At 69.1% G+C, this 26,113-nt stretch carries 26 protein-coding genes; 11 read left to right on the forward strand and 15 right to left on the reverse strand.

Going from position 1 to position 26,113, the window contains the following annotated elements; genetic code table 11:
* Positions 1-84 precede the first annotated feature (84 nt).
* Entirely contained in the window at positions 85-1,746 is a 1,662-nt protein-coding gene (locus tag ACWEH3_RS07075) for a hypothetical protein (RefSeq protein WP_450019424.1), read from the forward strand.
* A 57-nt stretch (positions 1,747-1,803) separates the two neighbouring features.
* Here the strand turns inward: ACWEH3_RS07075 and ACWEH3_RS07080 are convergent, their stop codons facing one another.
* Positions 1,804-2,229: a DUF1707 SHOCT-like domain-containing protein gene (locus tag ACWEH3_RS07080; RefSeq protein ID WP_450019426.1), complete on the reverse strand. Its 426-nt coding sequence runs from the start codon at positions 2,227-2,229 to the stop codon at positions 1,804-1,806.
* A gap of 222 nt (positions 2,230-2,451) precedes the next feature.
* Here ACWEH3_RS07080 and ACWEH3_RS07085 point away from each other — a divergent pair, with 222 nt between their 5' ends.
* A complete protein-coding gene (locus tag ACWEH3_RS07085; protein WP_450019428.1) occupies positions 2,452-3,537 on the forward strand; it encodes an S-(hydroxymethyl)mycothiol dehydrogenase in 1,086 nt (361 codons plus the stop codon).
* Positions 3,531-4,160, forward strand: coding sequence for an MBL fold metallo-hydrolase (locus ACWEH3_RS07090; protein WP_450019487.1), 630 nt, complete (start codon positions 3,531-3,533; stop codon positions 4,158-4,160). The genes ACWEH3_RS07085 and ACWEH3_RS07090 overlap by 7 nt, the downstream gene beginning before the upstream one ends.
* A gap of 47 nt (positions 4,161-4,207) precedes the next feature.
* Here the strand turns inward: ACWEH3_RS07090 and ACWEH3_RS07095 are convergent, their stop codons facing one another.
* The 4 genes from ACWEH3_RS07095 to ACWEH3_RS07110 are packed head-to-tail and all read right to left on the reverse strand — an operon-like array spanning position 4,208 to position 9,249.
* Positions 4,208-5,071 (reverse strand): potassium-transporting ATPase subunit C, encoded by an 864-nt coding sequence (locus ACWEH3_RS07095; protein ID WP_450019430.1) that lies wholly within the window; start codon positions 5,069-5,071, stop codon positions 4,208-4,210.
* Position 5,072: 1 nt separating this feature from the next.
* Positions 5,073-7,226: a potassium-transporting ATPase subunit KdpB gene (kdpB, locus tag ACWEH3_RS07100; protein ID WP_450019432.1), complete on the reverse strand. Its 2,154-nt coding sequence runs from the start codon at positions 7,224-7,226 to the stop codon at positions 5,073-5,075.
* 1 nt (position 7,227) lies between these two features.
* On the reverse strand, positions 7,228-8,898 hold the full coding sequence (gene kdpA / locus ACWEH3_RS07105; protein WP_450019434.1) for a potassium-transporting ATPase subunit KdpA: 1,671 nt from the start codon (positions 8,896-8,898) through the stop codon (positions 7,228-7,230).
* Positions 8,899-9,249 (reverse strand): potassium-transporting ATPase subunit F, encoded by a 351-nt coding sequence (locus ACWEH3_RS07110; protein ID WP_450019436.1) that lies wholly within the window; start codon positions 9,247-9,249, stop codon positions 8,899-8,901.
* A gap of 113 nt (positions 9,250-9,362) precedes the next feature.
* On the opposite strand from ACWEH3_RS07110, the gene ACWEH3_RS07115 reads away from it, so the two are divergent.
* The 8 genes from ACWEH3_RS07115 to ACWEH3_RS07150 all read left to right on the forward strand — a co-directional run bounded on the left by ACWEH3_RS07115 (position 9,363) and on the right by ACWEH3_RS07150 (position 16,203).
* On the forward strand, positions 9,363-9,488 hold the full coding sequence (locus ACWEH3_RS07115; RefSeq protein ID WP_356961266.1) for a hypothetical protein: 126 nt from the start codon (positions 9,363-9,365) through the stop codon (positions 9,486-9,488).
* A gap of 69 nt (positions 9,489-9,557) precedes the next feature.
* Complete coding sequence (locus ACWEH3_RS07120; RefSeq protein WP_450019438.1) at positions 9,558-12,098, forward strand: ATP-binding protein; 2,541 nt, start codon at positions 9,558-9,560, stop codon at positions 12,096-12,098.
* Positions 12,099-12,150: 52 nt separating this feature from the next.
* A complete protein-coding gene (locus ACWEH3_RS07125; RefSeq protein ID WP_450019489.1) occupies positions 12,151-12,834 on the forward strand; it encodes a response regulator in 684 nt (227 codons plus the stop codon).
* Positions 12,835-12,932: 98 nt separating this feature from the next.
* On the forward strand, positions 12,933-13,400 hold the full coding sequence (locus ACWEH3_RS07130; RefSeq protein ID WP_450019440.1) for an OsmC family protein: 468 nt from the start codon (positions 12,933-12,935) through the stop codon (positions 13,398-13,400).
* Positions 13,400-13,678: an acylphosphatase gene (locus ACWEH3_RS07135; RefSeq protein WP_450019442.1), complete on the forward strand. Its 279-nt coding sequence runs from the start codon at positions 13,400-13,402 to the stop codon at positions 13,676-13,678. Before ACWEH3_RS07130 ends, ACWEH3_RS07135 begins: the two co-directional genes overlap by 1 nt.
* A 31-nt stretch (positions 13,679-13,709) precedes the next feature.
* Positions 13,710-14,516 carry a hypothetical protein gene (locus ACWEH3_RS07140; RefSeq protein ID WP_450019444.1) on the forward strand — a complete coding sequence of 269 codons (807 nt, stop codon included), beginning with the start codon at positions 13,710-13,712 and terminating at the stop codon, positions 14,514-14,516.
* Positions 14,517-15,683, forward strand: coding sequence for a glutathionylspermidine synthase family protein (locus ACWEH3_RS07145; protein WP_450019446.1), 1,167 nt, complete (start codon positions 14,517-14,519; stop codon positions 15,681-15,683). It abuts the gene before it with no gap.
* Between the two features lie 64 nt (positions 15,684-15,747).
* Positions 15,748-16,203 (forward strand): DUF350 domain-containing protein, encoded by a 456-nt coding sequence (locus tag ACWEH3_RS07150; protein ID WP_379251499.1) that lies wholly within the window; start codon positions 15,748-15,750, stop codon positions 16,201-16,203.
* A gap of 76 nt (positions 16,204-16,279) precedes the next feature.
* Here the strand turns inward: ACWEH3_RS07150 and ACWEH3_RS07155 are convergent, their stop codons facing one another.
* From ACWEH3_RS07155 to ACWEH3_RS07200, 10 genes are all read right to left on the reverse strand, one after another.
* Positions 16,280-16,468 carry a hypothetical protein gene (locus ACWEH3_RS07155; protein ID WP_450019448.1) on the reverse strand — a complete coding sequence of 63 codons (189 nt, stop codon included), beginning with the start codon at positions 16,466-16,468 and terminating at the stop codon, positions 16,280-16,282.
* Positions 16,469-16,563: 95 nt separating this feature from the next.
* A complete protein-coding gene (locus ACWEH3_RS07160) occupies positions 16,564-18,675 on the reverse strand; it encodes an amylo-alpha-1,6-glucosidase (protein ID WP_452358286.1) in 2,112 nt (703 codons plus the stop codon).
* 14 nt (positions 18,676-18,689) lie between these two features.
* Entirely contained in the window at positions 18,690-19,883 is a 1,194-nt protein-coding gene (locus tag ACWEH3_RS07165) for a glycosyltransferase family 4 protein (protein ID WP_450019491.1), read from the reverse strand.
* Positions 19,884-20,241: 358 nt separating this feature from the next.
* Positions 20,242-21,768, reverse strand: coding sequence for a PstS family phosphate ABC transporter substrate-binding protein (locus tag ACWEH3_RS07170; protein WP_450019452.1), 1,527 nt, complete (start codon positions 21,766-21,768; stop codon positions 20,242-20,244).
* 103 nt (positions 21,769-21,871) lie between these two features.
* On the reverse strand, positions 21,872-22,909 hold the full coding sequence (locus ACWEH3_RS07175; RefSeq protein WP_450019454.1) for a PHP domain-containing protein: 1,038 nt from the start codon (positions 22,907-22,909) through the stop codon (positions 21,872-21,874).
* A gap of 28 nt (positions 22,910-22,937) precedes the next feature.
* Positions 22,938-23,519: a dihydrofolate reductase family protein gene (locus ACWEH3_RS07180; RefSeq protein ID WP_355069839.1), complete on the reverse strand. Its 582-nt coding sequence runs from the start codon at positions 23,517-23,519 to the stop codon at positions 22,938-22,940.
* Between the two features lie 64 nt (positions 23,520-23,583).
* Positions 23,584-24,444, reverse strand: a complete 861-nt coding sequence (gene mutM, locus ACWEH3_RS07185) for a bifunctional DNA-formamidopyrimidine glycosylase/DNA-(apurinic or apyrimidinic site) lyase (protein WP_450019457.1) — start codon at positions 24,442-24,444, stop codon at positions 23,584-23,586.
* Between the two features lies 1 nt (position 24,445).
* Positions 24,446-25,159 carry a ribonuclease III gene (gene rnc / locus ACWEH3_RS07190; RefSeq protein WP_450019459.1) on the reverse strand — a complete coding sequence of 238 codons (714 nt, stop codon included), beginning with the start codon at positions 25,157-25,159 and terminating at the stop codon, positions 24,446-24,448.
* Positions 25,160-25,181: 22 nt separating this feature from the next.
* On the reverse strand, positions 25,182-25,364 hold the full coding sequence (gene rpmF, locus ACWEH3_RS07195) for a 50S ribosomal protein L32 (protein WP_014987105.1): 183 nt from the start codon (positions 25,362-25,364) through the stop codon (positions 25,182-25,184).
* Between the two features lie 53 nt (positions 25,365-25,417).
* Positions 25,418-26,047: a YceD family protein gene (locus ACWEH3_RS07200; protein ID WP_450019493.1), complete on the reverse strand. Its 630-nt coding sequence runs from the start codon at positions 26,045-26,047 to the stop codon at positions 25,418-25,420.
* Positions 26,048-26,113: the final 66 nt, after the last annotated feature.

Raw genomic sequence — 26,113 nt, forward strand, 5'->3', positions numbered from 1 at the left:
GGTCTCGAACTGGCACTGACGCCACACCCTCCGGCCACATACGATCCCTCTGATTCGCCAGCGGAATTTCGGGAGCGCACCACGATGTCTGCCCCCTCACCAGGGACAAGTACCCGGTTCCGCCTTGCCCGGATCGCGGGGCTGGTACTCGGCAGCCTGCTGCTCCTGCACGCCTGTGAACGCAGCAAGAGCGCGCTGCTGAGCGATGTGCGGGTGGAGGTCGCGATCGCGGCCGCCTTCGGTGCGGCCGCCCTGGGCGCGGCGTGGTTCGAGATCAAACTGCGGGCGCAGGAGCAGGACGCGGATCCGCCGTGGGACGACGACGAGGAACCCGAAACTCCCAGTTCTGGGAATTTTCCCGGTCGAGCCGGACGATCCGCCGACCCCGCGTACGGCAGGGGCGAGCGTGCCGGACGCACCGGCGCCGGCGCGCGGTCAGCGCCCATGGCTCACTTCGAGGGCGAGGACCTGCCCGAACCCGCGGAAACCCCTGGGAGCGCGGATCTCGTCGCCGGGATTGCGCGGACATTGCGGATCACCCGCTCCGGCGACTCGGACGACCGGCAGCCGCTGCTCCCGCTGGGCGCGGTGACGAAATGGATGCGCCGCGTCTACCCCGACGACGACATCGAGCCCGGCGAACTCGACGACCATGACGAGACGGAGCAGATCACCCGCAGCGAGACCGGCGAACTCGTCATCGAATCCGGCACGCGAACGGTGCGGGCGAAAATCTCCCGCTCCGGCGACCTCGTCCTGCACGGCCGCCGACACGGGGAGGCGCGGTCGGAGTGGAAGTGGACGTTCCCCGCGGACGTCTTCCCCGCCATCCGCGGGGCACTCGGCGACGGGCCCGGCGACCTGCTCGATCTGCTCGAGGACACCCTTCCGTGGCTGGACGCCGCCGCCCGCCACGACCCGGGTGCGTGGCTGCGCGCTCAGGACATTTCCGCGAAGTATCAGGAGAAGGGCGTCAGCGCCACCCAGGACACCCGGGAACTTCCCGTGCTCCAGCCGGGGCGTCCGCCGCAGCCGCCCCAAGCGAGCAGATCCCACCGGAAGCCGTCGCACGACGCGTCCGGCGCACGGGAGGCCCGCGCGTCCGCGAAAGCCTCCGACGACCATGGCCACCGTGGAAAACCTGCTGCGACACGATCCCGCGAGTCCCTGGCCGCGCACGGCGAAACTCGCTCCACCCGGCGCGGAGCCGCCGACCCGCCGCCCTCGTCCCGGCGCACCGATACCGATCGACGAACTCGCGGCGACAAACCCCGGCCCACCGGACAAGCGAAGCGTCCGGCCGACGACTACGGTTCGCCCACGCCGTCGCGCCGTCGCCGTGACGAACCCGAACCCACTCGGCGCGGCGATCGGCTCCCGCGCGGCGGCGGGACGGATTCACACCCGCGCCCTACACCCGGCCGCCCCGAACTGCCGAGACGTCGGCAGCACGACGAGCACGGCACACCACACGTCGCTGAACATCGCGACGGCTACGACGAAGGGGATGCCCGGTGGCCGCGAGCGAACCGGCAATCGGGGCGCGACCAGGAGCCCACGAACTTCGAGTCCGAGACCGGCCGACGAGAGCGACCCGATACTCCCTATCGCGACCGCCCCACTCCATCCGACCGAGCACCGGAACGGACCTACGACCAACCACCCAGCCGCCGCCATCGCGACGACCAGCGGTCACGCCGCGATACCTCGCTTCCCCCGCACGAGTCCTCGCGGCGCAGATGGTAGGACACGAAAACGGCGCTGTCACTCGATGTTCCGGGTGACAGCGCCGAGGAATGACGCTCAGCTCGCGCGGTGGGTGAATCGGCCGTTCTCGAAGCCGGCCACCATGCGGAACGCCAGGACGGCGCCCCACGGGCCGATCACCCAGACCGGCCAGAAGTAGGTCGAGGCGCCGACGCTCAGCGAGATCGCGCCCCAGATGACCAGCACCAGCGCGCTCACGGCGAGCCAGGCGCTGCCCTCGATGCGCTGCCAGATCGGGATGCGCGGGCGCGCGGAGGCCGGTGCGCCCGCGTCCTTGCTCAGTTCGGGCAGATCGAACAACACCGCGCGCAGGTCCTCCCGGTCGGTGGTGGCGTACACCTGGGCGACGCGCTGGTCGTATTCGGCCAGATCGATCCGCCCGTCCGCCATATGCCTGCCGAGCAGGCGCACCACGGCGTCGCGTTCGGCATTCGAGGCGCGGGTGCCGGTGGAGATGTCCATGCCTGGTCCTATCGACAGATCCCACCCTCCATAGTGGAATATTACTTCAGCATAACCCTCCAAAGTGGAATGTCAACCCCGTCGTGATTCCCGGCCGAAACTCGAGACTTCCCGCGATCCGGCGGCAGTGTTCGAACCGAGAACAACTGTATGGACAGGTGTTCAGCTCGCGGGTTCGCGGAACGTCCGGATCCGCGTCCCGAGAACGCTCAGGAGGCACAGGTGTCGGAAACCGTCCGTGGGATCGTGGCCCGCAGCAAAGGCGCACCGGTCGAGCTCGTCGAGGTGGTGATCCCCGATCCGGGCCCGCACGACGTGGTGGTGCGGGTGCAGGCGTGCGGGGTCTGCCACACCGACCTGCACTATCGCGAAGGCGGCATCACCGACGACTTCCCGTTCCTGCTCGGCCACGAGGCGGCGGGCGTGGTGGAAGCCGTCGGCGCCGCGGTAAGCCACGTGGCCGAGGGTGACTATGTGATCCTCAATTGGCGCGCGGTCTGCGGCGAGTGCCGGGCGTGCAAGCGCGGCAAGCCCTGGTACTGCTTCGACAGTCGTAACGCGAGCAAGAAGATGACGCTCGCCGACGGGACCGAGCTGACTCCCGCCCTCGGCATCGGCGCATTCGTCGACAAGACCTTGGTGCACGAAGGCCAGTGCACGAAGGTCGATCCGGCCGCCGACCCGGCGGTGGCGGGCCTGCTCGGCTGCGGGGTGATGGCGGGCATCGGCTCGGCGATACACACCGGCAACGTCTCGATCGGCGACACCGTCGCGGTGATCGGCTGCGGCGGCGTCGGGGACGCGGCCATCGCCGGGGCCCGGCTGGCGGGCGCGCGCACCATCATCGCGGTGGACCGCGACGCCCGGAAACTGCGGTGGGCCACGGATTTCGGCGCCACCCACACCGTTGACGCGAGCACCGAGGACGTGGTCGAGAAGATCCAGGAGTACACCGACGGCTGGGGCGCGGACGTGGTCATCGACGCGGTCGGACGACCGGAGACCTGGCAGCAGGCCTTCTACGGTCGCGACCTGGCGGGCACGGTGGTCCTCGTCGGCGTGCCGACCCCGGAGATGACCCTCGAGATGCCATTACTGGACTTCTTCTCGCGCGGCGGCGCGCTGAAATCCGCTTGGTACGGCGACTGCCTTCCCGAACGCGACTTCCCCACCCTGATCGACCTCTACCGCCAAGGACGGCTGCCACTGGACCGGTTCGTCTCCGAGCGCATCGGGATCGACCAGGTCGAGCAGGCCTTCGCGAAGATGCACGCAGGCGACGTGCTGCGTTCGGTGGTGGTCTGGTGACCGTCCGCATCGACCGCGTCGTCACCTCCGGCGACTTCTGTCTCGACGGCGGAACCTGGGCGGTGGACAACAACATCTGGCTCGTCGGCGACGACGACGAAGTGGTTGTCATCGATGCCGCCCACGACGCCGATCCGATCGTCGCGGCGGTCGCCGGGCGCACCGTTCGCGCGATTGTGTGCACCCACGGCCACAACGATCACGTGACGGTCGCCCCCGAACTGGCCGAGCGCTCGGCGGCACCGATCCTGCTGCATCCCGGCGACGAGCCGCTGTGGCGCATGACCCACCCGGACACGGCCTACCGGCCACTCGCGGACGGCGATCGAATCGCCGTGTCGGACAGCGAGCTTCACATCCTGCACACCCCCGGCCACTCCCCCGGTTCCGTCGCATTGCATCTGCCCGATGCGAAGGTCGTGTTCACGGGCGACACATTGTTCGCCGGTGGACCCGGTGCGACCGGCCGATCGTTCTCCGATTTCGGCACGATCATCGAGTCGATTCGCGAACGCCTGCTCACGCTTCCGGAGGAGACCACGGTCCATACCGGGCACGGCGATTCCACCACCATCGGCGCGGAGAAACCCTTCCTCGCCGACTGGATCGCCCGCGGCCACTGACCGCCGCGGGCGGCACCCGGCACCCGCCCGCGGCAGCACCGCGCGGATCAACCGGGGAACCGGCGATCCAGCTCCAGGTTCAACCGGAGCACCTCGACTCGCGGCTCGCCGAGGAACCCCAGCGTCCGGCCGCTGGTGTGCTCGGCGACCAGCGCCCGCACCTGCTGTTCGGAAATCCCGCGCGCCTTCGCGACCCGCGCCACCTGGATGGCCGCGTACTCCGGCGAGATGTTCGGGTCCAGCCCGCTCCCGCTCGCGGTGACGGCATCGGCGGGCACCGCCGGATCGGCGGGCGCGTCGCCGTGGATCGGGACGACTCGCCCGGCGGCGTAGTCCCGTCCCGGTGCGGCACATTCGACTCGGACGCCGCGATATGCGGCGACGAAGGGCTGCGCCGGGCACGCCTCGTTGACGCTGACGACCTGAACGGGATGCGAAACGTCCCCGTCGGCGTCACGCGGTCCGATCACCGACAGCACCGCGCCCACACCGCCTTTCGTGCAGAACGGACGACTGCCGTCGACCCCCTCACGGTCGCCGATCTCCTTGCTGCGGGCGCAGATCGTGGTGAGCAGGCTCGCGCGTGCCGGAGTGTCGACGATGTCTTCCGGTCCGAGATTGCTCGCCGCGGTGGACAGCGGATCGTAGCCGTCACCGGCGGCGGAAGGGCGGCTCTGGAAGTACCGCACCAGGGCCGCACCGTCGGATCCGGTGAACGATTGCCCGATCAGGCCGGAGCCCACGGTCGTTCCGTCGACGGCGACCAGCGACCCGTCCGCCTTCTCGTGCAGGCCGGGCAGCTGGGCCACCGCGAAAACGGCCAGCGGGTAGACGATTCCGGTGATCGCCGTGAGCGCGAGCAACGCGCGCAGGGCGGCGAGATGCTGCCGGATCCAGGTTGAAAGGCGCATGTCAGGACATCCCGGGGAGGAACTGGACCACGAGGTCGATGAGTTTGATGCCGAGGAACGGCGCGATGATGCCGCCGAGCCCGTAGACGGTCAGGTTGCGGCTCAACAGTTTCGACGCGTTCGACGGCCGGTAGCGCACACCGCGCAGCGCCAGCGGGATCAGCGCCACGATGACGACGGCGTTGAAGATCACCGCGGACAGGATCGCCGACTGCGGACTGGACAGCCGCATGACGTTGAGCAGGTCCAGGCCGGGAAACAGCGTCACGAACAGGGCGGGAATGATCGCGAAGTACTTCGCGATGTCGTTGGCGATGGAGAACGTCGTCAGCGCGCCACGCGTGATGAGCAGTTGCTTGCCGATCTCCACGATCTCGATCAGCTTGGTCGGATCGGAATCCAGATCGACCATGTTGCCCGCCTCTTTGGCGGCCGACGTTCCGGTGTTCATCGCGACGCCCACATCGGCCTGCGCCAGCGCGGGCGCGTCGTTGGTGCCGTCGCCGGTCATCGCGACCAGCCGTCCGCCCTCCTGCTCCCGTTTGATCAGCGCCAGCTTGTCCTCCGGCGTCGCCTCGGCGAGGAAGTCGTCGACCCCCGCCTCGTCCGCGATCGCCTTCGCGGTCAACGGGTTGTCGCCGGTGATCATCACCGTGCGGATGCCCATGCTGCGCATCTCGTCGAACCGCTCGCGCATGCCCTGTTTCACTACATCCTTGAGGTGGATCACGCCGAGCACCCGGGCGGCACCGCCGTCGACCTGGCCGACGACAAGCGGCGTGCCGCCCGCGGCGGAGATGCCGTCGACGGTGGCGCCGAGTTCCGCCGGCACCGAACCCCCCTGCGATCGCACCCATTCGGTGACCGCGCTCGCGGCGCCCTTGCGCAGCAGACGGCCCCCGACGTCGACGCCGGACATCCGGGTCTGCGCGGTGAACTCCACCCACCGCGCGTGGCTCAGCTCGCCCGGTGTGCGCTCCCGCAGGCCGTAGGCCTGTTTGGCGTAGACCACGACCGAGCGGCCCTCCGGGGTCTCGTCGGCCAGGCTGGAAAGCTGTGCGGCGTCGGCCAGTTCCGCGTTGCTCACGCCGGGCGCCGGGACGAAGTCCGCCGCCTGGCGGTTGCCGAGCGTGATGGTGCCGGTCTTGTCCAGCAGCAAGGTGTTCACGTCTCCGGCCGCCTCGACGGCCCGCCCGGACATGGCGAGCACATTGCGCTGCACCAGGCGATCCATGCCCGCGATCCCGATCGCCGACAGCAGCGCGCCGATGGTCGTGGGGATCAGGCACACCAGCAACGAGACCAGCACGATGCCGGTGACGCCGTGCGCGTCCAGCGCCACGGTGTCCGGCACGCCCGGATTGTTCGACTTGCTGAAGATCGCCATCGGCTGCAGCGTGACCACCGCGAAGACGAAGATGATCGTCAATGCCGCCAACAGGATGTTCAGCGCGATCTCGTTCGGGGTCTTCTGCCTGCTGGCCCCCTCCACCAGGGCGATCATCTTGTCGATGAAGCTCTGCCCCGGTTCCTGCGTGATCCGGACGACGATCCGGTCCGACAGCACGGTGGTACCGCCGGTCACCGCCGACCGGTCACCGCCGGATTCCCGGATCACCGGAGCGGATTCACCGGTGATCGCCGACTCGTCGACCGAGGCGATGCCCTCGACGACGTCGCCGTCACCGGGGATCACCTGCCCCGCCTCGACCACGACGTGATCGCCGCGGCGCAGGTCCGGGGCCGCGACGCGTTCCTCGACCACCCGCGCGCCCGGCGACCACTCGACCAGTCGCCGCGCGACGGTGTCGGTCTTCGCTTTGCGCAGTGTGTCGGCCTGCGCTTTGCCGCGCCCCTCCGCGACGGCCTCGGCCAGGTTCGCGAAGATCACTGTGAGCCACAGCCACACGACGATCGCCCAGGCGAAGAAGGTCGGGTCCGCCAGCGCGAGCACGGTCGACCACACCGCGCCCAGTTCGACGATCAGCATCACCGGGTTGCGCCACAGCGTGCGCGGATCGAGCTTGCGTACCGCGTCCGGCAACGAGGTCAGCAGCATCTTGGGATCGAGCACGCCGTTCGGGACACTCTTGCCCCGCGGCCGCTCGGGCTCGGCCTGTGCCGAGACGTTCTCATCGATTGCGGGACTCGGCATGTCAGTGGATTCCTTCGGCGAGCGGCCCGAGCGCCAGCGCGGGCAGGAAGGTGAGCGCGACCAGGATCACCGTCACGCCGACGACCATGCCGACGAACTGCGGACGATGGGTCGGCAGCGTGCCGATCGATGCGGGAGTGGTGCCCTGCCGCGCGAGCGAACCGGCCAGCGCGAGCACGAAGATGATCGGCAGGAAGCGCCCGAAGAGCATGGCCAGGCCCAGCGCGGTGTTGTACCACTCGGTGTTGCCGGTCAGGCCCGCGAAAGCGGAGCCGTTGTTGTTGGCGGCCGAGGTGAACGCGTAGAGCACCTCCGACAGTCCGTGCGGCCCGGAGTTGAGCATGCTCGCGCGCCGGCCCGGCATCGCCATCGCGGCGGCCGTGCCGACCAGCACGATCAGCGGGCTGATCAGGAAGTACGACGCGGCCAATTTGATCTCGCGCGGCGTGATCTTCTTGCCCAGATACTCCGGGGTGCGACCGACCATGAGGCCCGCGACGAACACCGTGATCACCGCCAGGATCAGCATGCCGTACAGGCCCGACCCCGTGCCGCCCGGCGCGACCTCGCCCAGCTGCATGTTGAACATCGTCATCAGACCGCCGAGGCTGGTGTAGGAATCGTGGAACGAATCGACCGCGCCGGTGGAGGTCAGGGTGGTCGCACCGGCGAAGGTGGCCGAATTCGCCACACCGAAGCGCTGTTCCACGCCCTCCATCGAGGAGCCGATCGCGGTCGGCACCGTGCCGTGGTGCTGGAGCTGGAGCAGGTTGGTCAGCGTGACGCTGAGCAGTGCGATCGTCCCCATCACGGCGACGATCGCGTAGCCCTGCTTGCGGCTGCCCACCATCCGACCGAAGGTGCGCGGCAGCGAAAAGCTGATCACCAGCAGCAGGAAGATCTCCACCCAGTTGGTCCAGGTGGCCGGGTTCTCGAACGGGTGCGCGGAGTTGGCGTTGTAGAAGCCGCCGCCGTTGGTGCCGAGTTCCTTGATCACCTCTTGGCTGGCGACCGGGCCGCCCGTGATGGTCTGCTCGGTGCCGCCCAGCGTGTGCGCCACCTGGTCGTGCAGGTGGAAGTTCTGGATCACGCCGCCCGCCACCAGCACGAGGGCGAAGACGAACGCGATCGGCAGCAGGATGCGCAGCGTGCCGCGCACCAGGTCCACCCAGAAGTTGCCGAGGTCACCGGTGTGCCTGCGAGCGAAACCGCGCACCAGTGCCACGGCCACCGCCATGCCGACCGCCGCCGAGACGAAGTTCTGCACGGCGAGCCCGGCCATCTGCACCAGGTGCCCTTGAGTGGATTCACCGGAGTAGTTCTGCCAGTTCGTGTTCGTCACGAAGCTGACCGCGGTGTTCCACGCCAGCGCGGGCGTCATCTCGGTGCCCGGATCGGTCAGGTGCAGGGGCAACCTGCCTTGCACGAGCTGGAAGAAGAAGAGGAAGAGAATGCCGACCGCCGAGAAGGCCAGCACACTGCGCGCGTACACGGGCCAGGGCTGCTCGACTTCGGGATGCGCGCCTATCGCGCGATAGACGAGACGTTCGACGCGAGAATGCGCACGTCCCTCGTAGACCCGGTACATGTAGTCGCCCAGCGGCACGTGTACCAGCGCGAGCGCCGAGATCAGGGAGGCCACGAAGGCGATCCCCGCGGTTGTCGTGCTCACTCAGAACCTCTCGGGAAACAGCAGCGCCGCGGCCAGGTAGACCGCGACGCCCGCGGCGAGAACGAGACCGATCAGGTTCGCGGTCACAACTTCTCCACCCCGCGCTGGACCAACCCCAGCAGCGCGAACGCCGCCACGGTGAGCGCGGTGAACACCACGACCGACATAACTCGACAACCTCCATCCGCGCGCCGGGCTTCGGCGCGACAGAGCGAGTGAAGCGCCCCGATGGCGCGTCCGGTCGTTTCCTGACGACTTCTTGACGCCCCGGCACCTGGCATTTGCGGTTCGTTGACGGGCCCGCGATGCCCGCAAGTATGGCGTCAAGGAACACGGGCGGACCGTCAACACACCGTAAAAATCGAGGTCGGCCCGCCTGGCGGCGGTAGAAGTGGAGAGCCGGCCAGGCGGGACGATTCCAGCGCGACCGGCGCCGTCCAGCCGGGAAGGAAGAGAGGATCGCAATGTCGGCAGTGATCTTTGTCGTCGCGTTCGTCTGCTGCGCGCTGGTCATTCGCGCGTTCGGCGCTCGTGCGCAGACGCCGCGGCTGCAACCGGTGCGGATCGAGACCGATGATGTGCGGCGGTGACGTGGCGCAGCGCGCCGGGACGACCCAGGGGTGTTCGGCCGGGGCGGCGCGACGCGCGATGATGAAGGCGTGAAACGCGGTCAGCTGCGTATCTACCTCGGCGCCGCGCCGGGAGTCGGCAAGACCTACGCCATGCTCGGCGAGGCGCACCGGCGACTGGAGCGCGGTCGCGACGTGGTAGCCGCGGTGGTCGAAACACACGGCAGGGAGAAAACCGCGGCACTGCTCGATGGCATCGAACGCATCCCCCCGAAGCTGATCGAATATCGCGGTAGCACGTTCCAAGAAGTCGACGTCGAGGCGGTGTTGCGCCGCGCCCCCGCGGTGGTGCTGGTCGACGAGCTGGCGCACACCAACGTGCCCGGCAGCACGCACGAGAAGCGCTGGCAGGACGTGGCGCAGCTGCTCGACGCGGGGATCGACGTGATCTCCACGGTCAACGTGCAGCATCTGGAGAGCCTCAACGACGTGGTGGAGCAGATCACCGGCATCCAGCAGCGCGAGACGGTGCCCGACGCCGTTGTGCGCGGGGCGGACCAGGTGGAGCTGGTCGACATCACGCCGGAAGCGCTGCGGCGCAGGCTTTCCCACGGAAACGTCTACGCCGCCGAGAAGATCGACGCGGCGCTGCGGAACTATTTCCGCGCGGGGAACCTCACCGCGCTGCGCGAACTGGCGCTGCTGTGGCTGGCCGATCAGGTCGACGCCGCGCTGGCCAAGTACCGGGCCGACCACAGGATCACCGAACTGTGGGAGGCGCGCGAGCGCGTCGTGGTCGCGGTGACCGGCGGTCCGGAATCGGAGACGATCGTGCGCCGGGCCGGCCGGATCGCCACCAAATCCAGCGCCGATCTGGTGGTCGTGCACGTGGTGCGCGGCGACGGCCTGGCCGGGGTCTCCACCGAGCGGCTGGCCCGGCTGCGCGAGCTGGCAGCCAGCCTGGATGCCTCCCTGCACACGGTCACCGGCGAGGACGTGCCCACCGCCCTGCTCGAGTTCGCCCGAGAGGCGAACGCCACCCAGCTGGTGCTCGGCACCTCCCGTCGCTCGCGGTGGGCGCGCATCTTCGATGAGGGCATCGGCTCCACGGTGGTGCAACGCTCCGGCAGGATCGACGTGCACATGGTGACGCACGAGGAGGCCCACCGCGGATTCCGGTACGCGGCCCTGCATCCGCGCCGCCCGGTGGCGGCGTGGCTCGCCGCCGTCGCCGTACCGGCCCTGGTGTGCGCGCTGAGCGCCGCCTACCTCGACTCGGTGCTGGATCTCGGCGGCATCAGTGCCGTGTTCGTGGTGGGCGTGGTCGCTGTCGCGCTGCTCGGCGGGGTCGTGCCCGCCTCCTTCTCGGCGCTGCTGTCGGGCCTGCTGCTGAACTGGTTCTTCGCGCCACCGCGCTACAGCCTGACCATCGCCGAGCCGAACAGCTTCATCACCGTGGTGGTGCTGCTCATCGTCGCCGTCGCGGTGGCCGCCCTGGTCGATCTGGCCGCGAAGCGAACCGCGCAGGCGCGCAAGGCCTCCCGGCAGGCCGAGCTGCTGACCATGTTCTCCGGCGCGATCCTGCACGGCGCGGACCTGCCCCGGCTGCTCGAACAGATCAGGGAGGTGTTCGGGCAGCGCGCGGTCGCCCTGGTATCGGGTGACCAGGTTCTCGCCGAGGTGGGAGTGGGCCCACCGCGGCGGCCCTCCGACGCGGACACCGTGGTCGAGGCTGGCGATGCCGTGCACTGGTTGCTGCTGGCCGGCCGCCCGCTGGCGGCCGCCGACCGTCCGGTGCTGAACGCGGTCACCAACCAGGCCGTCGCTCTGGTCCGGCAGGCTCGCCTGGCCGAGGAGGCCAGCGCCGCCGCGGCCCTGCTGGAGGCCGATCGCCTGCGGCGGGCGTTGCTCTCGGCGGTCGGCCATGACCTGCGCACCCCGCTGGCAGGCGCCAAAGCGGCGGTTTCCAGCCTGCGCAGCGACGACATCGAGTTCTCCCCCGAGGACACCGCCGAACTGCTGGAGACCATCGAGGAGTCGGTGGATCAGCTCACCGCGCTGGTCGGCAATCTGCTCGACTCCTCCCGGCTCGCGGTCGGCGTGGTCACGCCGCAGGTGCGGCGGGTCTACCTGGACGAGGCGGTGCACCGCGCGCTGGTGAGCGTCGGGATGGGCGCGCGCGGGCTGCGGCGCGCGGCGATGGACCGGGTGCGGGTCGAGGTCGGCGACGTCTCGGTGCTCGCCGACAACGGCCTGCTGGAACGGGTGCTGGCCAATCTGATCGACAACGCGCTGCGGCACGCCCCGCGCGCGGGCACGGTCCGGGTCACCGCCGAACGCGCGGGCGACCGGGTCGCGATCGCGGTCGTCGACACCGGTCCCGGCGTGCCGCACGGCACCGAGGAGCAATTGTTCGAGCCTTTCCAGCGGCGCGGCGACCGGGACAACACGACCGGCGTCGGGCTCGGCCTGTCGGTGGTGCGCGGGTTCGTCGAAGCGATGGGCGGCACCGTGCACGCCGAGCCCACACCCGGTGGAGGATTGACCATGCTGGTCGACTTGCCCGGCGGCGAGGCACCGGACGCGAACGGCACGGGCGTGGCACACGAGACGACGAGCGCGGGTGAGTGAGGTGTCCGCGACGACACAGGAGGCGGCGGTTGTGACGAAGACGCCCGATGCGGTGGCGACGAAGGTGCTCGTGGTCGACGACGAACCGCAGATCGTGCGCGCGTTGCGAATAAATCTCTCGGTCCGCGGCTACGAGGTGATCACCGCGGCGACCGGCAGCGCGGGCCTGCGCGCGGCGGCCGACCGGCATCCGGACGTCGTGATCCTCGATCTCGGCCTGCCCGACATGGACGGCATCGAGGTGCTCGCCGGATTGCGCGGCTGGACCTCGGCGCCGGTGATCGTGCTGTCGGCGCGGACGGATTCCGCCGACAAGGTCGAAGCGCTCGACGCGGGCGCCGACGACTACGTCACCAAACCGTTCGGCATGGACGAACTGCTGGCCCGGCTGCGCGCCGCGGTCCGGCGCGGCGTCACCGATCCCGACGCCTCGGCGCCGGTGGTGACCACCGACTCGTTCACCGTCGACCTGGCCGCCAAGAAGGTCACCAAGCGCGGCGAGACCGTGCACCTGACCCCCACCGAGTGGGGCATGCTCGAAATGCTGGTGCGCAATCGCGGCAAGCTGGTCGGGCGGCGCGAACTGCTGCGGGAGGTGTGGGGCCCGTCGTACGCCACCGAGACCCATTACCTTCGGGTCTATCTGGCGCAATTGCGCCGCAAACTGGAGGACGACCCGTCACGCCCCAAGCACCTGCTCACCGAGGCGGGCATGGGATACCGGTTCCAGGAGTAATCCCGGCCACGGTCCGCCGACCGCGCGGAATGGCCCGTCCGCGCGCGGCGTTGCCAGGCCCGCGAACTGATTGCGACGACAATGGCAGGATCGAACCCATGGCTGAACAGACCGCTACTCCCGTCACCGCCCCCGCGGCGCCGAGCGCGCCGGAGCCGACCACGTTGTGGGTCGAGCGCACCGGGACCAGGGCCTACACCGGCCGCAGCTCCCGCGGCGCCGAGGTCCTGATCGGTTCGCAAGGCGTCCCCGGTGTGTTCACCCCCGGCGAGCTGCTGAAGATCGCGCTCGCCGCCTGCTCCGGCCTGAGCGCGGACTTCCCGCTGTCGCGCAGACTCGGCGACAACTTCGACGCCACCATTCGCGTCTCCGGTGACGCCGACCGGGAGAACGAGGTCTACCCGCAGCTGGACGAAGTGTTCGAACTCGACCTCAGCGACCTGGACGAGGAGGCCCGCGAACGATTGCTGGTCACCGTGCAGCGCGCGATCGACAAGGTCTGCACCGTGGGGCGGACGTTGCGAGCGGGATCGAAGGTGACGCTGTCGTTCGACGTCGAGGCCTGATGGACGAGCCCGTTCGGTTGAGCGCCTGGGTGCACGGACTGGTCCAGGGCGTCGGTTTCCGCTGGTGGACCCGGTCCCGCGCGCTCGAATTGGGACTGGCCGGGCACGCGACGAATGCCAGGGACGGCCGCGTGCACGTGGTCGCCGAAGGTCCGCGGCCGGCTTGTGAGCGGTTGCTGACCCTCTTGCGTTCCGAGGACACACCTGGTCAGGTCAGGTTGGTTGTGGAAAGCTGGGAGCCCGCGCGGGGTGATTTGACCGGTTTCGAGGAGCGGTAGTGGTGGTTCGGGCGACGAGGGGGGCGCAGCGATGAGCACGCGAGATCCGGGTGACCAGCGCCGGGACGAGCCCGAGCGGCCGTCCGGCCCACAGCGCCCGGCCGAGGACCGGCAACCGCCGACGCCGACGTCCGGCGACGAACAGGACAGGTCGACACCTGCCGCCGGTGGCGCCGACCGGTCGACCCCCACGTCCGCATCGGGTGACCCCGATCAGCCCGGAAACGACTGGTCGACGCCCACTTCGGTGCCATCGAGCGGGGGCGGTCCCGCCGATCGGCCGCCCGCCGCGCCCACTCCTCGCCCCGGCAGTATCCAACGCCAAGAAGCGGGCGTGACCCGCCCCCGTCCGCCCACGGTGGCCGAGGCACGAGCGCGCGACAAGGCGCGCAAGCGCGCCGAGGAAGTCCAGCGCGCGGCCGCCGCGGCCGAGGAGGCCAAGAAGCGCACCCGCAAACGCGTCATGATCGGCGGTGTCGCCATCGTCGGCGTCGCCGCCCTGGTCGGCGGTGGCTATCTGGCCTATCGCGCCTTGGCTGCCCCGGACCGGGTCACGGCCCAGTGCGTGAAGACCGAGAACGGCCAAGAAATCGTGGTCGACGACTCCTACTGCGGAGACGGCCGTCCCGGCTTCGTCAACGACACCGGCATCAATCCCGGTTTGATCATCCTCGGCGGCGGGCCGCAGTACCGCTACTACTACGGCGGCACCGGCACGATCGGCAAACCGCCCATCGGCGGCACCACGATCAAGCCGAAGAGCGCCGAGATCAAGACCAAGAGCGGCACCACCGTCCAGCGCGGCGGCCTGGGTAGCAAGAGCGGCGGAGGATCGTAGATGCGGCGTGTACGGGATACGCCCCGGCCGGGCTGGCAGCAGATCATCGAGAGCCAAGGCCTGGTCTACGGTGCCCCGGGGCGGGACGCCAGCGGTCAGCCGCGACCGTACTGGGACGAGTCGGTGCACTACGAGTTCGAGATGTCGGAGATCCTCGCCTTGGAGGCCGACGTCGAACTCCTGCACTCGATGTGCCTGAACGCGGTGGAGCACATCGTGCTCACCGAGCGGTACGCCGATTTCGGCCTGCCCGAATGGAGTTGGGGCCCGATCGCCGAATCCTGGCGGCGTTCCGATCCGCACGTGTACGGGCGGTTCGACCTGCGCTACGACGCACGGCGTCCGGCGAAACTATTGGAGTACAACGCCGACACGCCGACCTCGCTGCTGGAGGCGGCGATCGTGCAGTGGCACTGGCTGACCGACCGCTACCCCGGCGGCGACCAGTGGAACTCGTTGCACGAGAAGCTGGTCGAACGGTGGGGCGAGTTGCGCGACGTGCTGCCCACGTCGCAGCTGCACTTCACCTGGTCCGGTGCGGACGCCACCGGCGAGGACAACGTCACCACCGCCTACCTGCAGGAGACCGCGGCCGAGGCCGGTTTCGACACCATCGCGCTGCCGATCGAGGAGATCGGGTTCGACTCCGAGCTGGACCGTTTCGTCGACCTGGCGGAGGCTCCGATGGAGGCGGTCTTCAAGCTCTACCCGTGGGAATGGGTGCTCGACGACGATTTCGGCAAACGCGTCGTGGACAGCCTGCCGGAGACCATGTGGATCGAACCGCTGTGGAAGACGCTGCTGAGCAACAAGGCGATCCTGGCGGTGCTGTGGGAGATGTACCCGGGTCACCCGAATCTGCTGCCCGCCTACCTCGACCAGCCCAACGAGCTCACCGAGTACATCCGCAAACCGAAGCTGGGACGCGAGGGCGCCAACATGACGATCGTCGGCGCCGGACTGGAGACCGCGACCGGCGGCGTCTACGGCGAGGAAGGCTACGTGTACCAACTGCTCGATCCGCTGCCGGAATTCGACGACATGCGTCCGGTGCTCGGCGCGTGGATCGTCGGCGACGCCGCGGCGGGGCTGGGTATCCGCGAGACCGCGGGACTGATCACCGACGACGGCTCCGCATTCGTCCCGCACCGCATCGCCACCGACTGAGCATCGTCACCGTCAAGCACGAACCCATCTCGGCCGCATGCCGATCCATCTCGGAAGGATCAAGATGACCGCAGTCGCCCTGGAATCGGGGTACTGGAACTCGCTCGGCGAGGGCGTGGGAGCGATCGTCCTCTATGCCCTCGTCGGGTTGGTGCTCATGCTCGTCGGTTTCTACGCCATCGACCTGACCACGCCGGGCAAGCTGCGCAAGCTGGTGGTGGCGGGCAAGCCGAACGCCGTCATCGTCACCGCGGCGGGCATGATCAGCATGGCGTTCATCGTCGTGCTCGCCATCTTCGCCGTGGGCAGCGGCGGCAAGCTCTCCGAGGGCCTGATCGCCGCCCTGGTGTTCGGCCTGGTCGGCATTGTCGCGCAGGTCATCTCGGTGCGCGTCATCGAACGGGCGCTCGGCATCGACATCGGCGCCGCACTGCACGCCGACACCTACACCACCGAGGTGCTCGTGGTGGCGGCCGCGCATTTCGCGCTCGGGCTCGTGGTCGCCTTCGCGATCCTGTAGGCGTCACGGCGGTGCGTGGTGTCGGCAGGACGCTGGGTGCCCTGCCGACACCGCGTTCCGGAGTGCAGCCGATGGTTCAGTTCTCGTCGCCGTGGGCGAGACAGTACGCCGCCGCCGCGAGATATTGGCGGCACTCCGGGCCGTGACCGGCGTGCACGCTGCGAATGAACAACGCGCGATCCATGTCGAGATCCGTCGACGGCTCCGCGGAACAGTCCCGGTACCGGGTCCGCCACAGATCCTGTATGTCCAGCGATGTCTGCATCGTGCACCTCCCGTGCTGCGTATCAGTGCGAGAAGGCTTGCAATGTCCTTACCTCGGGGGCATACCCGCTCCCGCCCCGCGGCAATCGGTGCAGGTCATCGGGTCACCAACCGCCAGTCGTCGGGCAGGCGCGCCGCGGTGATCTGCGCGCCTTCTGCCTCGAGGTCGACGGTGGTCGCACCGAGCCGCAGCGCGCGCAGCGACACCTTGCCCCACCGCGCGGGCAGCTGCGGTCGAACGGTGAGCGTCCTGGTCGGCGCGTCGGGATCGAGCCCGAGGAACGCGCGCACCAGCAACAGCGGCGCCGCGCTGGCCCACGCCTGCGGCGAGCAGGACGTCGGATACGGCACGGGCGTGGCGAATCGAGACCGAGGGAAGCCGCAAAACAGCTCCGGCAAGCGGCCGTCGAACACCGCGGCCGCGTCCAACAGGCCGGTGGCCAGCCGAGTGGCCAGTTCCACCGCGCCGGGAACGTGCCGGTAGCGCAGCAGCCCCGCCACCGCGATCGCCGTATCGTGCGGCCAGACCGAGCCGCAGTGATAGCTCATCGGGTTGTAGGCGCCCATGTTCGACGCCAGCGTGCGCAGCCCGAAGCCGGAATCCATCTCCGGGGCCGCCATCCGCGACACCAGCTCCGCCGCGTGCTCGTCGGTGGCGATGCCCGACCAGAGGCAGTGCGCGACATTGCTGGTCAGCGCGTCGACCTGGCGCTTGCCGCCGTCCAGCGCCACGGCATACCAGCCGCGGTCGGGCAGCCAGAACTGTTCGGCGAACTTGACGCGCAACTCCGCGGCACGTTCGCGCAGCTGGCCGGCCAACCGCAAGTCGTCGAAGGCCTCCGCCAGTTCGGCCCTGGCCAGCATCGCGGCGTGCACGTATCCCTGCACCTCGCACAGCGCGATGGGCGCTTCGGCGATATGGCCGGTGGCGTCGTTGATTCCGTCGAAGCTGTCCTTCCACCCCTGGTTGATCAGGCCGCGATCGGTGGCGCGGCGGTACTCGACGAAGCCGTCTCCGTCCCGGTCGCCGTAGTCGGTGATCCAGTGCAGCGCGGCGTCGGCGGCGGGCAGCAAGTGCCGGATCGCCTCCGGATCGGCGCCCCAGCGATGACATTCGGCCAGCAACATCACGAACAGCGGTGTGGCGTCGGCGGTTCCGTAGTAGATGTGGCCGCCGAACACCTGCCCGCCCGCGGGCCCGCGGCGCATCTCGTGCATGATGCGGCCGGGTTCCTCCTCGGTGAGCGGGTTCACGTCCTGACCTTGCAGTTCGGCCAGCTGCTGCAGCGTGCCCAACGCCAGATCCACCTCCAGCGGCAGCGCCATCCACGCGGTGAGCAGGCTGTCGCGGCCGAACAGGGTCATGAACCACGGCGCGCCCGCGGCGACGAAAGGCCGGGCGTCGCCGGATTCGTCGTGCATCTGCAAGGCGCCCAAGTCGCTCTCGCTGCGGCGCAGCACCCGGGTGAGCGCCGGATCGGACGCGGCGATGTCGGTGGCGGTGTCACGCCACGCCTCGATCTTGCGGCCCGGCGCGCTGACGTTGTAGTGCTCGCCCGGCGAGATCGCCTGGAAACGCTGATTGCCCACAGTCGGCTGGGCGATGATCTCGGCCTGCCAGCATTCGCCGACCGGCACGATCACCCGCCACAGCAGCGAACCGGGCATCACCTCGGGCTCCACGGTCGCCGAGATCGAGATGCCCCGGCTGCGGTCGGCGTGATCGTGCAGCACCAGTTCCCCGTCGGCGACCGTCACGTCCGCCCGCCCGTGTCCGGCGCGTCCTTCCTTCACCGCGAACAGGTCGACGAAGTCGGCGTCCACATGCAGTTCCAGCAGCACCGCGGTGGGCTCGCGACCCATGTTCTCCAACGTGATCAGCTCGTGCATGCCGTCGGCCACGATCCGTTCGCGCACCACCAGCAACGTGCTGTCGGCCAGGCCCGCCTGCGGGGGCCTGCGCAACACGAACCTGGCGGCGAACGCCTCCGGACTGAGCACCGAAAGCGACTCGGCGGGTTTGCCGTTCACCAGCAACTCCCAGCGCGACAGCACGCGGGCGTCCCGGAAGAACAAGCCGTGCGGCTTACCCGGTTCGACGTCGCCGAGCCGATTGGACAGGCAGAAGGTGCCGCCTTCCACCAGGGTCACCGAGCCGCACCCCCCGAACCCGGTCGACTCACCGGAGTTCAGGGGGGCGGGGCTCACCGGTACGGAATCGGTCACGCCAAGCCGCTCGCCGCGATCCGGATCGGCGAGGCGGGCGCCGGGTCGTCGAGTGGCGTGGTCACGGGCGCCGCGGTGTCGAGCGGCGCGGCGCCGGACCGCTTCTTGGAGCGCAGGACCCGGCGATACACCTGCTCGTACCCGAAACCGAGCGTGTCGGAGCCGAACTTGGCCTGCACGTGCGCCCGGCAGGCGTACGGATCCAGCGCCCTGACCTCTTCGATGGCCGCGGGCAATTCGGCGGGATCCTCGCAGATCCGGCCGGTTACGCCGTCGACGATCACCTCGGACACCGCCCCGCCGCGCAGCGCGACCACCGGCGTGCCACAGACCATGGATTCGATCATCACCATGCCGAACGGTTCCTCCCAGCGGATCGGGAACAACAGGCAACGCGCATTCGCAAGCAGCTTACGCTTGGCCGTCGCGTCGGCGAGACCGAACACGTGATCGTTTTCCGTCAGCAGCGGCCGCACCTTCTCCTCGAAATAGGCCTGCTCGGGACGCTCGCTGCACTTGCCGGCCAGCACCAGCGGGATACCAGCGGCGTGCGCGGCTTCCAGCGCCAAGTGCGGGGCCTTGCACTCGTTGAACCGCCCGAGGAACAGCGCGTAGTCGTCCTTCTCGACGCGAAACGGCCAATCGTCGACGTGCAGTGCGTTGTGCACCCGTCCGGACCAGTTGAGACCCTGCGCGAGCTCGCGCTGGCGGTCGCTGATCGCCACCAAGGCGACCTCGTCGCCCAGATCTTGGTAGTAGCGGTAGATATCGTCCTCCACCGGCCCGTGGACGGTCAGAACCGTCGGAAGGCCCATGTTCTGGAAGACGGTCGCGTTGAGCGGCCCCGCGAACGTGTGGTCGTGCACCAGGTCCACACCGGAAGTGGCCGCGAGGTTCTCGATCGCGCGGCGCACCCGCAACGCGTGCACGACCTCGGGAAACGGCTCTCCGAGGCGTTCGGGCAGCGCCCGGTCCCACACCGGCACGAACTTGGCCTTCGTCCCCGGCTCCCCCGCGCCCAACAGCGTGACGTCGTGGCCGCGAGCCACCAGCGCGTCGACCAGATCGGCCACCACGGCCTCGACGCCGCCGTATGCCTTGGGCGGGACGTCGAAGTACGGTGGCACGACCATCGCGATGCGAAATGGGCCGCTGGAACGATCTGTCGACAAGTAGTCGGACGACGGCATCTCCAGATCGGACGACGCCTGCGCGGAAATCGGCACGGAAAGCGCGCTCATGACCCTCCTTCCAGGGACAACCAAGTAGCACTCGCATTCACCCAGCACTCGGAGTACCGGGCGCCGAACTGAACTAAGTGGCCCCCGCGGCGGAGGTGAAGACCTAGCTGCACCGCCGTCCATGGGGCTTGGTTGGCCTGGTCACGCGGTCGGCATGATCAGGGGGGCCGAGTGGGAGGTACCTCAGGGGGTGCCGTTCAAACCAAACGGTTCGGGAAAAATCCCCTCCCGCAGCGTTCGTTCGGCTACCGATGGGTAGTCCGGTGGCCCCGCGTTGTCCGCCGGGCCATGGGAACGACGTCCGGGGTCACTGATCCGGCAGGCAGCGACCGGGATCGGGCAGGTCGGCACACGGCGCGTTGCCGTGCGCGCGCAGCACCTCTTTGCCGGTCCGATCGGTCAGGAAGTGCAGGAAGCTCGCGGCGAGCGACCCACCGGGCAACTCGCCGTTGCTGTAGGCGTACTCGACGCCCCACAAGGGATAGGCGCGCCGCACGGCGGCGTCCCGGCTCGCGCCGACGCCCTCGATCGCGATGGTCGGCAGACCGGCTCCGACGGCCTCGGAGAATTCCGAATAGCCGATGGCGCCTGGTATTTCGGCCACCGCTTTGCGCATGTCGGCGGTGACCTGCACCTCGCACTGCGCGGGCGCGGTGACGACCGTGCCCTTCAACGCCGTGCAGCTCACGTGCGGGCGCTCCGGCTGCGTGCCGCCGAGCAGCCTGCGTTCGAAGATGGTGCGCGTGCCCGAGCCGGGTATGCGGTTGACCAGCACGACTGGCAAGTCCGGACCGCCCACCTCGCGCCAGTTGCCGATCCTGCCCCGGAACAGATCCTGGATCTGGGCGACGGTGAGATCGCGGACGCCGACGCCGGGATGCGCGATCATGGTGAACAGCGACAACGCCAGCGGCCGGTGCACCAGTGTCGGATAGCCGCCGCCCTTCGCACCGTCGGTGACGGCGAGCAACCCGGGATTGCCCGCGCCTTCTTCGGCGAGCCGGTCCAGTCCGCGCTCGGATCCTTCGAAGCCGTAGCTGAAGTCGGCGCCGGTGCAGCTCTTCCGATACTGCTCGGCGGCGTCTTCGATCACCTGGGCGAACGCCGAGGACCCGATCACGGTCAGTTTGCCTGAGGCGCACTCGAGCGGCGTCGGCGACGGCTCCAGCGCGGACACCACCAACTGGACGACGATCACCAGCACCAAGAAGACCGTGAGCGCGACCATCATCAGGGAAACGCCGGTGCGGCTGCGGGTCTCGGTGATCCGGCCGCCTTTGATGCCGCCGCGCAACGTCGGCGGCGGGTATTCGCCCACGCCCTCCGAGCGCTGCAGGATCGCGAGAATCTTGTAGTGATCGCCGGGGGCGAGCGGCACCTTCGGCAGGTCGATCACACCGATGTGCCCGCCGGTGTCCTCGCGCACCGCGATGCCGGAATCGGGGTCGAGGTTGTCGGCCAACGCGGGATCGCTGAGTTCGTTCACCGCCATGCCGATCACGCGGCGCTGCGGAAAACGCAGATGCAGGCCGATCCGCGCGGCTTCCGGCGCTTTGTAGTCGTGGCTGTCGATGGTCGTGATGCCGCTGTTCTCGACGCGCACCAGAACGACCGAGATGTCCTTCAGGTCCGGACTGGCGCCGTCGAGCGAGGGGCGCAGTTGCGGGAGCACACCGGGGAACACCGACTCGATCTCACCGGTGACCGGCGTATCCATCTGCACCCGATAGCCCAGGCGCCTGCGGCCGGCGAAGACGAACTCCCATAGGAACGCGCCGATGGGCACCGCGATACCGATGAGCGCGAGTACGATTTCGAGCGGAAAGTCGCCCACCAGTTGATCCCACCCCTAGCGATTCGTGTGACCCTCATTCTGTGCCGCAATAGCCTTCGGACACAGGCGAAGTCGTATTGTTCGGCAATAGTTAACCCGACGGTCACGCTTGCGCGCGAGTCCACGCCAGCAGATCCGCCAGCGGCCAGGTGTTGATCACCCGTTCCGCCGCGACGCCGTTCGCGAGCGCGCGCTCGCAACCGTACCCCTGCCAGTCGAGTTGGCCGGGTGCGTGCGCGTCGGTGTCGATCGAGAAGTGACAACCCATCTCGGCGGCCAGGCGCAGCAATCGCGAAGGCGGATCCAGTCGTTCGGGCCTGCTGTTGATCTCCACGGCGGTGCCGTAGGTGCGGCACGCCTCGAACACCACCTCGGCGTCGAACGTCGACTCCGGCCTGGTGCCGCGTCCCCCCGTGACCAGGCGGCCGGTGCAGTGACCGAGCACGTCGACGTTGGGATCGGCGACCGCGTACGCCATGCGCTTGGTCATGGTCGCGCTGTCGTCGCGCAGACGCGAATGCACGCTGGCCACGACGACGTCCAACCGGGCGAGCAGATCCGCCCGCTGATCGAGGGTGCCATCGTCGAGGATGTCCACCTCGATGCCGGTCAGGATGCGGAACGGCGCCATCCGGTCGTTGAGCTCGGCCACCACGTCCAGCTGCCTGCGCAACCGGTCGGCGGACAGGCCGTTGGCCACGGTCAGGCGCGGGGAATGGTCGGTCAGGGCGCAATACTCGTGCCCGAGCGCGGCCGCGACCCGCATCATCTCCTCGATCGGGCTGCCGCCGTCGGACCAGTTCGAGTGGGTGTGCAGATCGCCGCGCAGGCGCTCGCGCAACGGCTTGCCCGGCGCCCCGATCGGCTGCGCGGCCGCCCGCAACTCGACCAGGTACCGCGGCACCACGCCCGCGTACGCCTGCTCGATGACGGCGGCGGTCTTGGGCCCGATGCCGGCCAGCTCGGTCCAAGTGCCTGCCGCCCGGCGCGCCTCGCGCTCGTCGGCGGACAACGCCGCGACGACGTCGGCGGCGCGCCGGTAGGCCTTCACCCGGTGGGTCTCCGCCCGGGAGCGCTCCAGCCAGAAGCCGATCTCCCGCAGCGCCGCTTCCGGACCGGGAGCCGCGGCGGCGTCCGGCATCCCGCTCGATTCCTGACCGGGCACCGGGTCAGTGCACCCGGCTGTATTTGACGAAGGCCACCCCGTCCTCGAACACCGTGCTGGTGATCACCCGGAACTTGGCCGGTTCCGGCAGCCGCGACCCGGCGCCGAACAGCGCACGGCCGCTGCCGAGCACGATGGGGTAGAGCTTGAGGAAGATCTGGTCGATCTCCGGCAGCAGCGCCTGCGCCAGTTCCCCGCCGCCGCACAACCAGATACCCAGCCCGCTCTCCCGCTTGAGTGCGCGAACCTTCTCGATCGGGTTCTCCGAGATCAGCTCCACGGCCGCGTCGGGACTCTCGGGCAGGGTGGTCGAGACGACGAATTGCCGCAGATGCGCGTAGGGAGTGGAGGTGCCGGTGCGGACGCCGAAGTCGTGCGTCTTGCGTCCCATCAGCACCGTGTCGAAGTAGCGATTGCGCTCCTCCAACCCGATCGCCTCGCGCACCTTGGTCGGCAGCGTCTCGGGATACTGCGCGTTGATCGAGGGACCGTGGTCGCCGCCGACCGGGAAGAAGTCGACCGAGCCGTCCTCGGTGGCGATGAAACCGTCAATCGTCGACGCGACGTAATAGGTGAGCTTGCGCATGCTTCCCTTCCTCACGGTCGGCTGACATTCCGAACCGCCCTGAGAAAACGGTAGCTCGCCCGCGCTAACGACGACGAGGCTTCGGCTGGCAGCGCGGGCAGGAGTAGGACGAGCGGTTCATGAACCGCTCGCGGATGATCGGCGCACCACACCGGCGACACGGCTCGTGCTCCCGACCGTATACGGCCAGGGAGCGTTCGAAGTAGCCCGACTGGCCGTTGACGTTCACATAGAGTGCGTCGAACGACGTACCGCCCGCGGCGAGCGCTTCGCCCATCACAATGCCGACTTCGGCGAGCAACCCGCGCACCGCGGGTCTGGACAGGCCGGAGGCGGTCCGTCCCCCGTGGATCCCGGCCCGCCACAGCGCCTCGTCGGCGTAGATGTTGCCGATGCCGGAGACCACGCCTTGGTCGAGCAGCACGCGCTTGATCTCACTCTGCTTGCCCCGGATGACGGCGACCACGGATTCGGCGTCGAAACGCGGATCCAGCGGATCGCGAGCGATGTGCGCGACCGGCTCGGGCACCAGGGTGCCGTCCACCTCGACCAGCGGCGCGAGCGCCCAGCCACCGAAGGTGCGCTGGTCGACGAAGCGCAGCTGGGTGCCGTCGCCGAAGGTGGCGCGGATGTGGGCGTGCTTCTCCAGCGGCGCTTCCGCGGGCCGGACCAGCATCTGACCGCTCATGCCGAGATGCACGACGAGCGCCGTCTCCGGATCGTCGAAGGTGAGCCAGAGGAATTTGCCGCGCCGCTCGGCCGACTCGACCTTCAGGCCGGTCAGCCGTGCGGCGAGATCGGCGGCGCCTTCGAGATGGCGGCGCACCGAGCGGGGATGGGTGATCGCCACCGATTCGATCATCCGGCCGACCACGTGCTCGGCGAGCCCGCGCCGCACGACCTCGACCTCGGGAAGTTCGGGCACGTCAGGTTTCGGCGGTCAGCGCCTCGTAGGCGGTCCCCGCGGCCTTCTGCTCGGCTTCCTTCTTCGACCGTCCGACACCCTGCCCGTAGGCCCTGCCGCCGATCACCGTGGTGGCGGTGAACTCCTTGTCGTGGTCCGGCCCGGTCGAGGTGATCTCGTAGCTGGGCACGCCGAGACCACGCTCGGCGGTGAGTTCCTGCAGGCTCGTCTTCCAGTCCAGCCCCGCGCCCATCCGCGGTCCGCGCTCGAGCAGCCCGGCGAACAGCCGCAGCACCACGGCGCGAGCCACTTCGATGCCGTGCTCGAGATGCACAGCGCCGAGCAACGACTCCATGCCGTCGGCGAGGATGCTCTCCTTGTCCCGGCCGCCGGTGAGCTCCTCGCCCTTGCCGAGCAGGAGGTGGGCACCGAGCCCGCCCTCGCCGAGCCCACGGGCGACCTCCGCCAGCGCGCGCATATTCACCACGCTCGCGCGCAGTTTGGCCAGCTCACCCTCGGACTTCGAGGGATGCTCGTGATACAGCCGTTCGGTGATGCTCAGCCCGAGCACGGAGTCGCCGAGGAACTCGAGACGCTCGTTCGTCGGCAGACCGCCGTTCTCGTACGCGTACGACCGATGAGTCAGTGCGAGACGCAGCAGATCCGGCTGCACGTCGACGCCCAACGCGGCGAGCAGGCTCGCGTGTTCACCGGACGAGTCGGGTTCGTCGGTCACGTCGCTACGACAGATCGGACGATCAGACCGCCGCCGTGACCTGGCGGCCCTTGTAGGTGCCGCAGGACGGGCAGGCGATATGCGGCAGGGTCTTCTCGCCGCAGGCGCGGTTCGGGCAGGTGATCAGGGTCGGCGCGGTGGCCTTCCACTGGCTGCGCCGCGACCTGGTGTTGGAACGGGACATCCGGCGCTTGGGAACGGCCACGACTACTTCTCCTCTGTCTGAATTGCTCTGCCGGTTCGGCTGATCGGTCTTGCTCAGTGGTCTCGGTCGGCCGCACCCTCGTCGGGGCTGCCGCTGCCGGGCGATTCGGAGGCAAATCCAGCCAGTCCGGCCCAGCGAGGGTCAAGTATCTCATGCCGGTGGTCGGATCCCGCAATCGCCATCCGTACGCCGCATTCCGGGCACAGTCCCGCGCAATCCGGGGTGCACAGCGGTTGCAGCGGCAACTCCAGCCCGACGGCGTCGATCACCACCGGTTCCAGATCGATGAGGTCGTCGTCCATGCGATAGATCTCGTCGTCCTCGGTGGTCTGCTCGGTGGTGCTGTCCGGATAGGCGAACAGCTCGGTCAGCCGCAGGCTGACCGCGTCGGTGAACGGCTCCAGGCAGCGCGAGCACTCGCCTTCGATCGGCGCCTCGACCGTCCCCGTGACCAGCACTCCCTCGGACACCGCCTGCAACTGCAGATCGAACTCCAGCCGCGCGCCCACGGGAACGCCGATCAGATCCAGACCGATCCGCTCCTCGGTGGTGACGGTGCGGCGCAGTTCGCGCATGGTCCCCGGCCTGCGGCCGAGGCTGCGGGTGTCCAGCACGAAAGCGGCGTCCGGCGACCGGCGCTTGGCCGATTGGGGACGCGACGCGGAACCGGAACCGGCGGACATCACGGACTCACTCACGATCGAGGGGATACGGGCAACCACTCAACAATACGCGATCACGCGGTCCAC

It is taken from the genome of Nocardia sp. NPDC004718, from assembly GCF_053601535.1.

Bases quoted from the DNA above. Each gene is read 5' to 3' on its own strand.
- ACWEH3_RS07075 (WP_450019424.1), top strand. From the start codon at position 85: ATGTCTGCCCCCTCACCAGGGACAAGTACCCGGTTCCGCCTTGCCCGG.
- ACWEH3_RS07080 (WP_450019426.1), bottom strand. From the start codon at position 2,229: ATGGACATCTCCACCGGCACCCGCGCCTCGAATGCCGAACGCGACGCC.
- ACWEH3_RS07095 (WP_450019430.1), bottom strand. From the start codon at position 5,071: ATGCGCCTTTCAACCTGGATCCGGCAGCATCTCGCCGCCCTGCGCGCG.
- kdpB (WP_450019432.1), bottom strand. From the start codon at position 7,226: ATGCCGAGTCCCGCAATCGATGAGAACGTCTCGGCACAGGCCGAGCCC.
- ACWEH3_RS07115 (WP_356961266.1), top strand. From the start codon at position 9,363: ATGTCGGCAGTGATCTTTGTCGTCGCGTTCGTCTGCTGCGCGCTGGTC.
- ACWEH3_RS07130 (WP_450019440.1), top strand. From the start codon at position 12,933: ATGGCTGAACAGACCGCTACTCCCGTCACCGCCCCCGCGGCGCCGAGC.
- ACWEH3_RS07135 (WP_450019442.1), top strand. From the start codon at position 13,400: ATGGACGAGCCCGTTCGGTTGAGCGCCTGGGTGCACGGACTGGTCCAG.
- ACWEH3_RS07140 (WP_450019444.1), top strand. From the start codon at position 13,710: ATGAGCACGCGAGATCCGGGTGACCAGCGCCGGGACGAGCCCGAGCGG.
- ACWEH3_RS07145 (WP_450019446.1), top strand. From the start codon at position 14,517: ATGCGGCGTGTACGGGATACGCCCCGGCCGGGCTGGCAGCAGATCATC.
- ACWEH3_RS07150 (WP_379251499.1), top strand. From the start codon at position 15,748: ATGACCGCAGTCGCCCTGGAATCGGGGTACTGGAACTCGCTCGGCGAG.
- ACWEH3_RS07155 (WP_450019448.1), bottom strand. From the start codon at position 16,468: ATGCAGACATCGCTGGACATACAGGATCTGTGGCGGACCCGGTACCGG.
- ACWEH3_RS07165 (WP_450019491.1), bottom strand. From the start codon at position 19,883: ATGCCGTCGTCCGACTACTTGTCGACAGATCGTTCCAGCGGCCCATTT.
- ACWEH3_RS07175 (WP_450019454.1), bottom strand. From the start codon at position 22,909: ATGCCGGACGCCGCCGCGGCTCCCGGTCCGGAAGCGGCGCTGCGGGAG.
- ACWEH3_RS07180 (WP_355069839.1), bottom strand. From the start codon at position 23,519: ATGCGCAAGCTCACCTATTACGTCGCGTCGACGATTGACGGTTTCATC.
- ACWEH3_RS07200 (WP_450019493.1), bottom strand. From the start codon at position 26,047: ATGTCCGCCGGTTCCGGTTCCGCGTCGCGTCCCCAATCGGCCAAGCGC.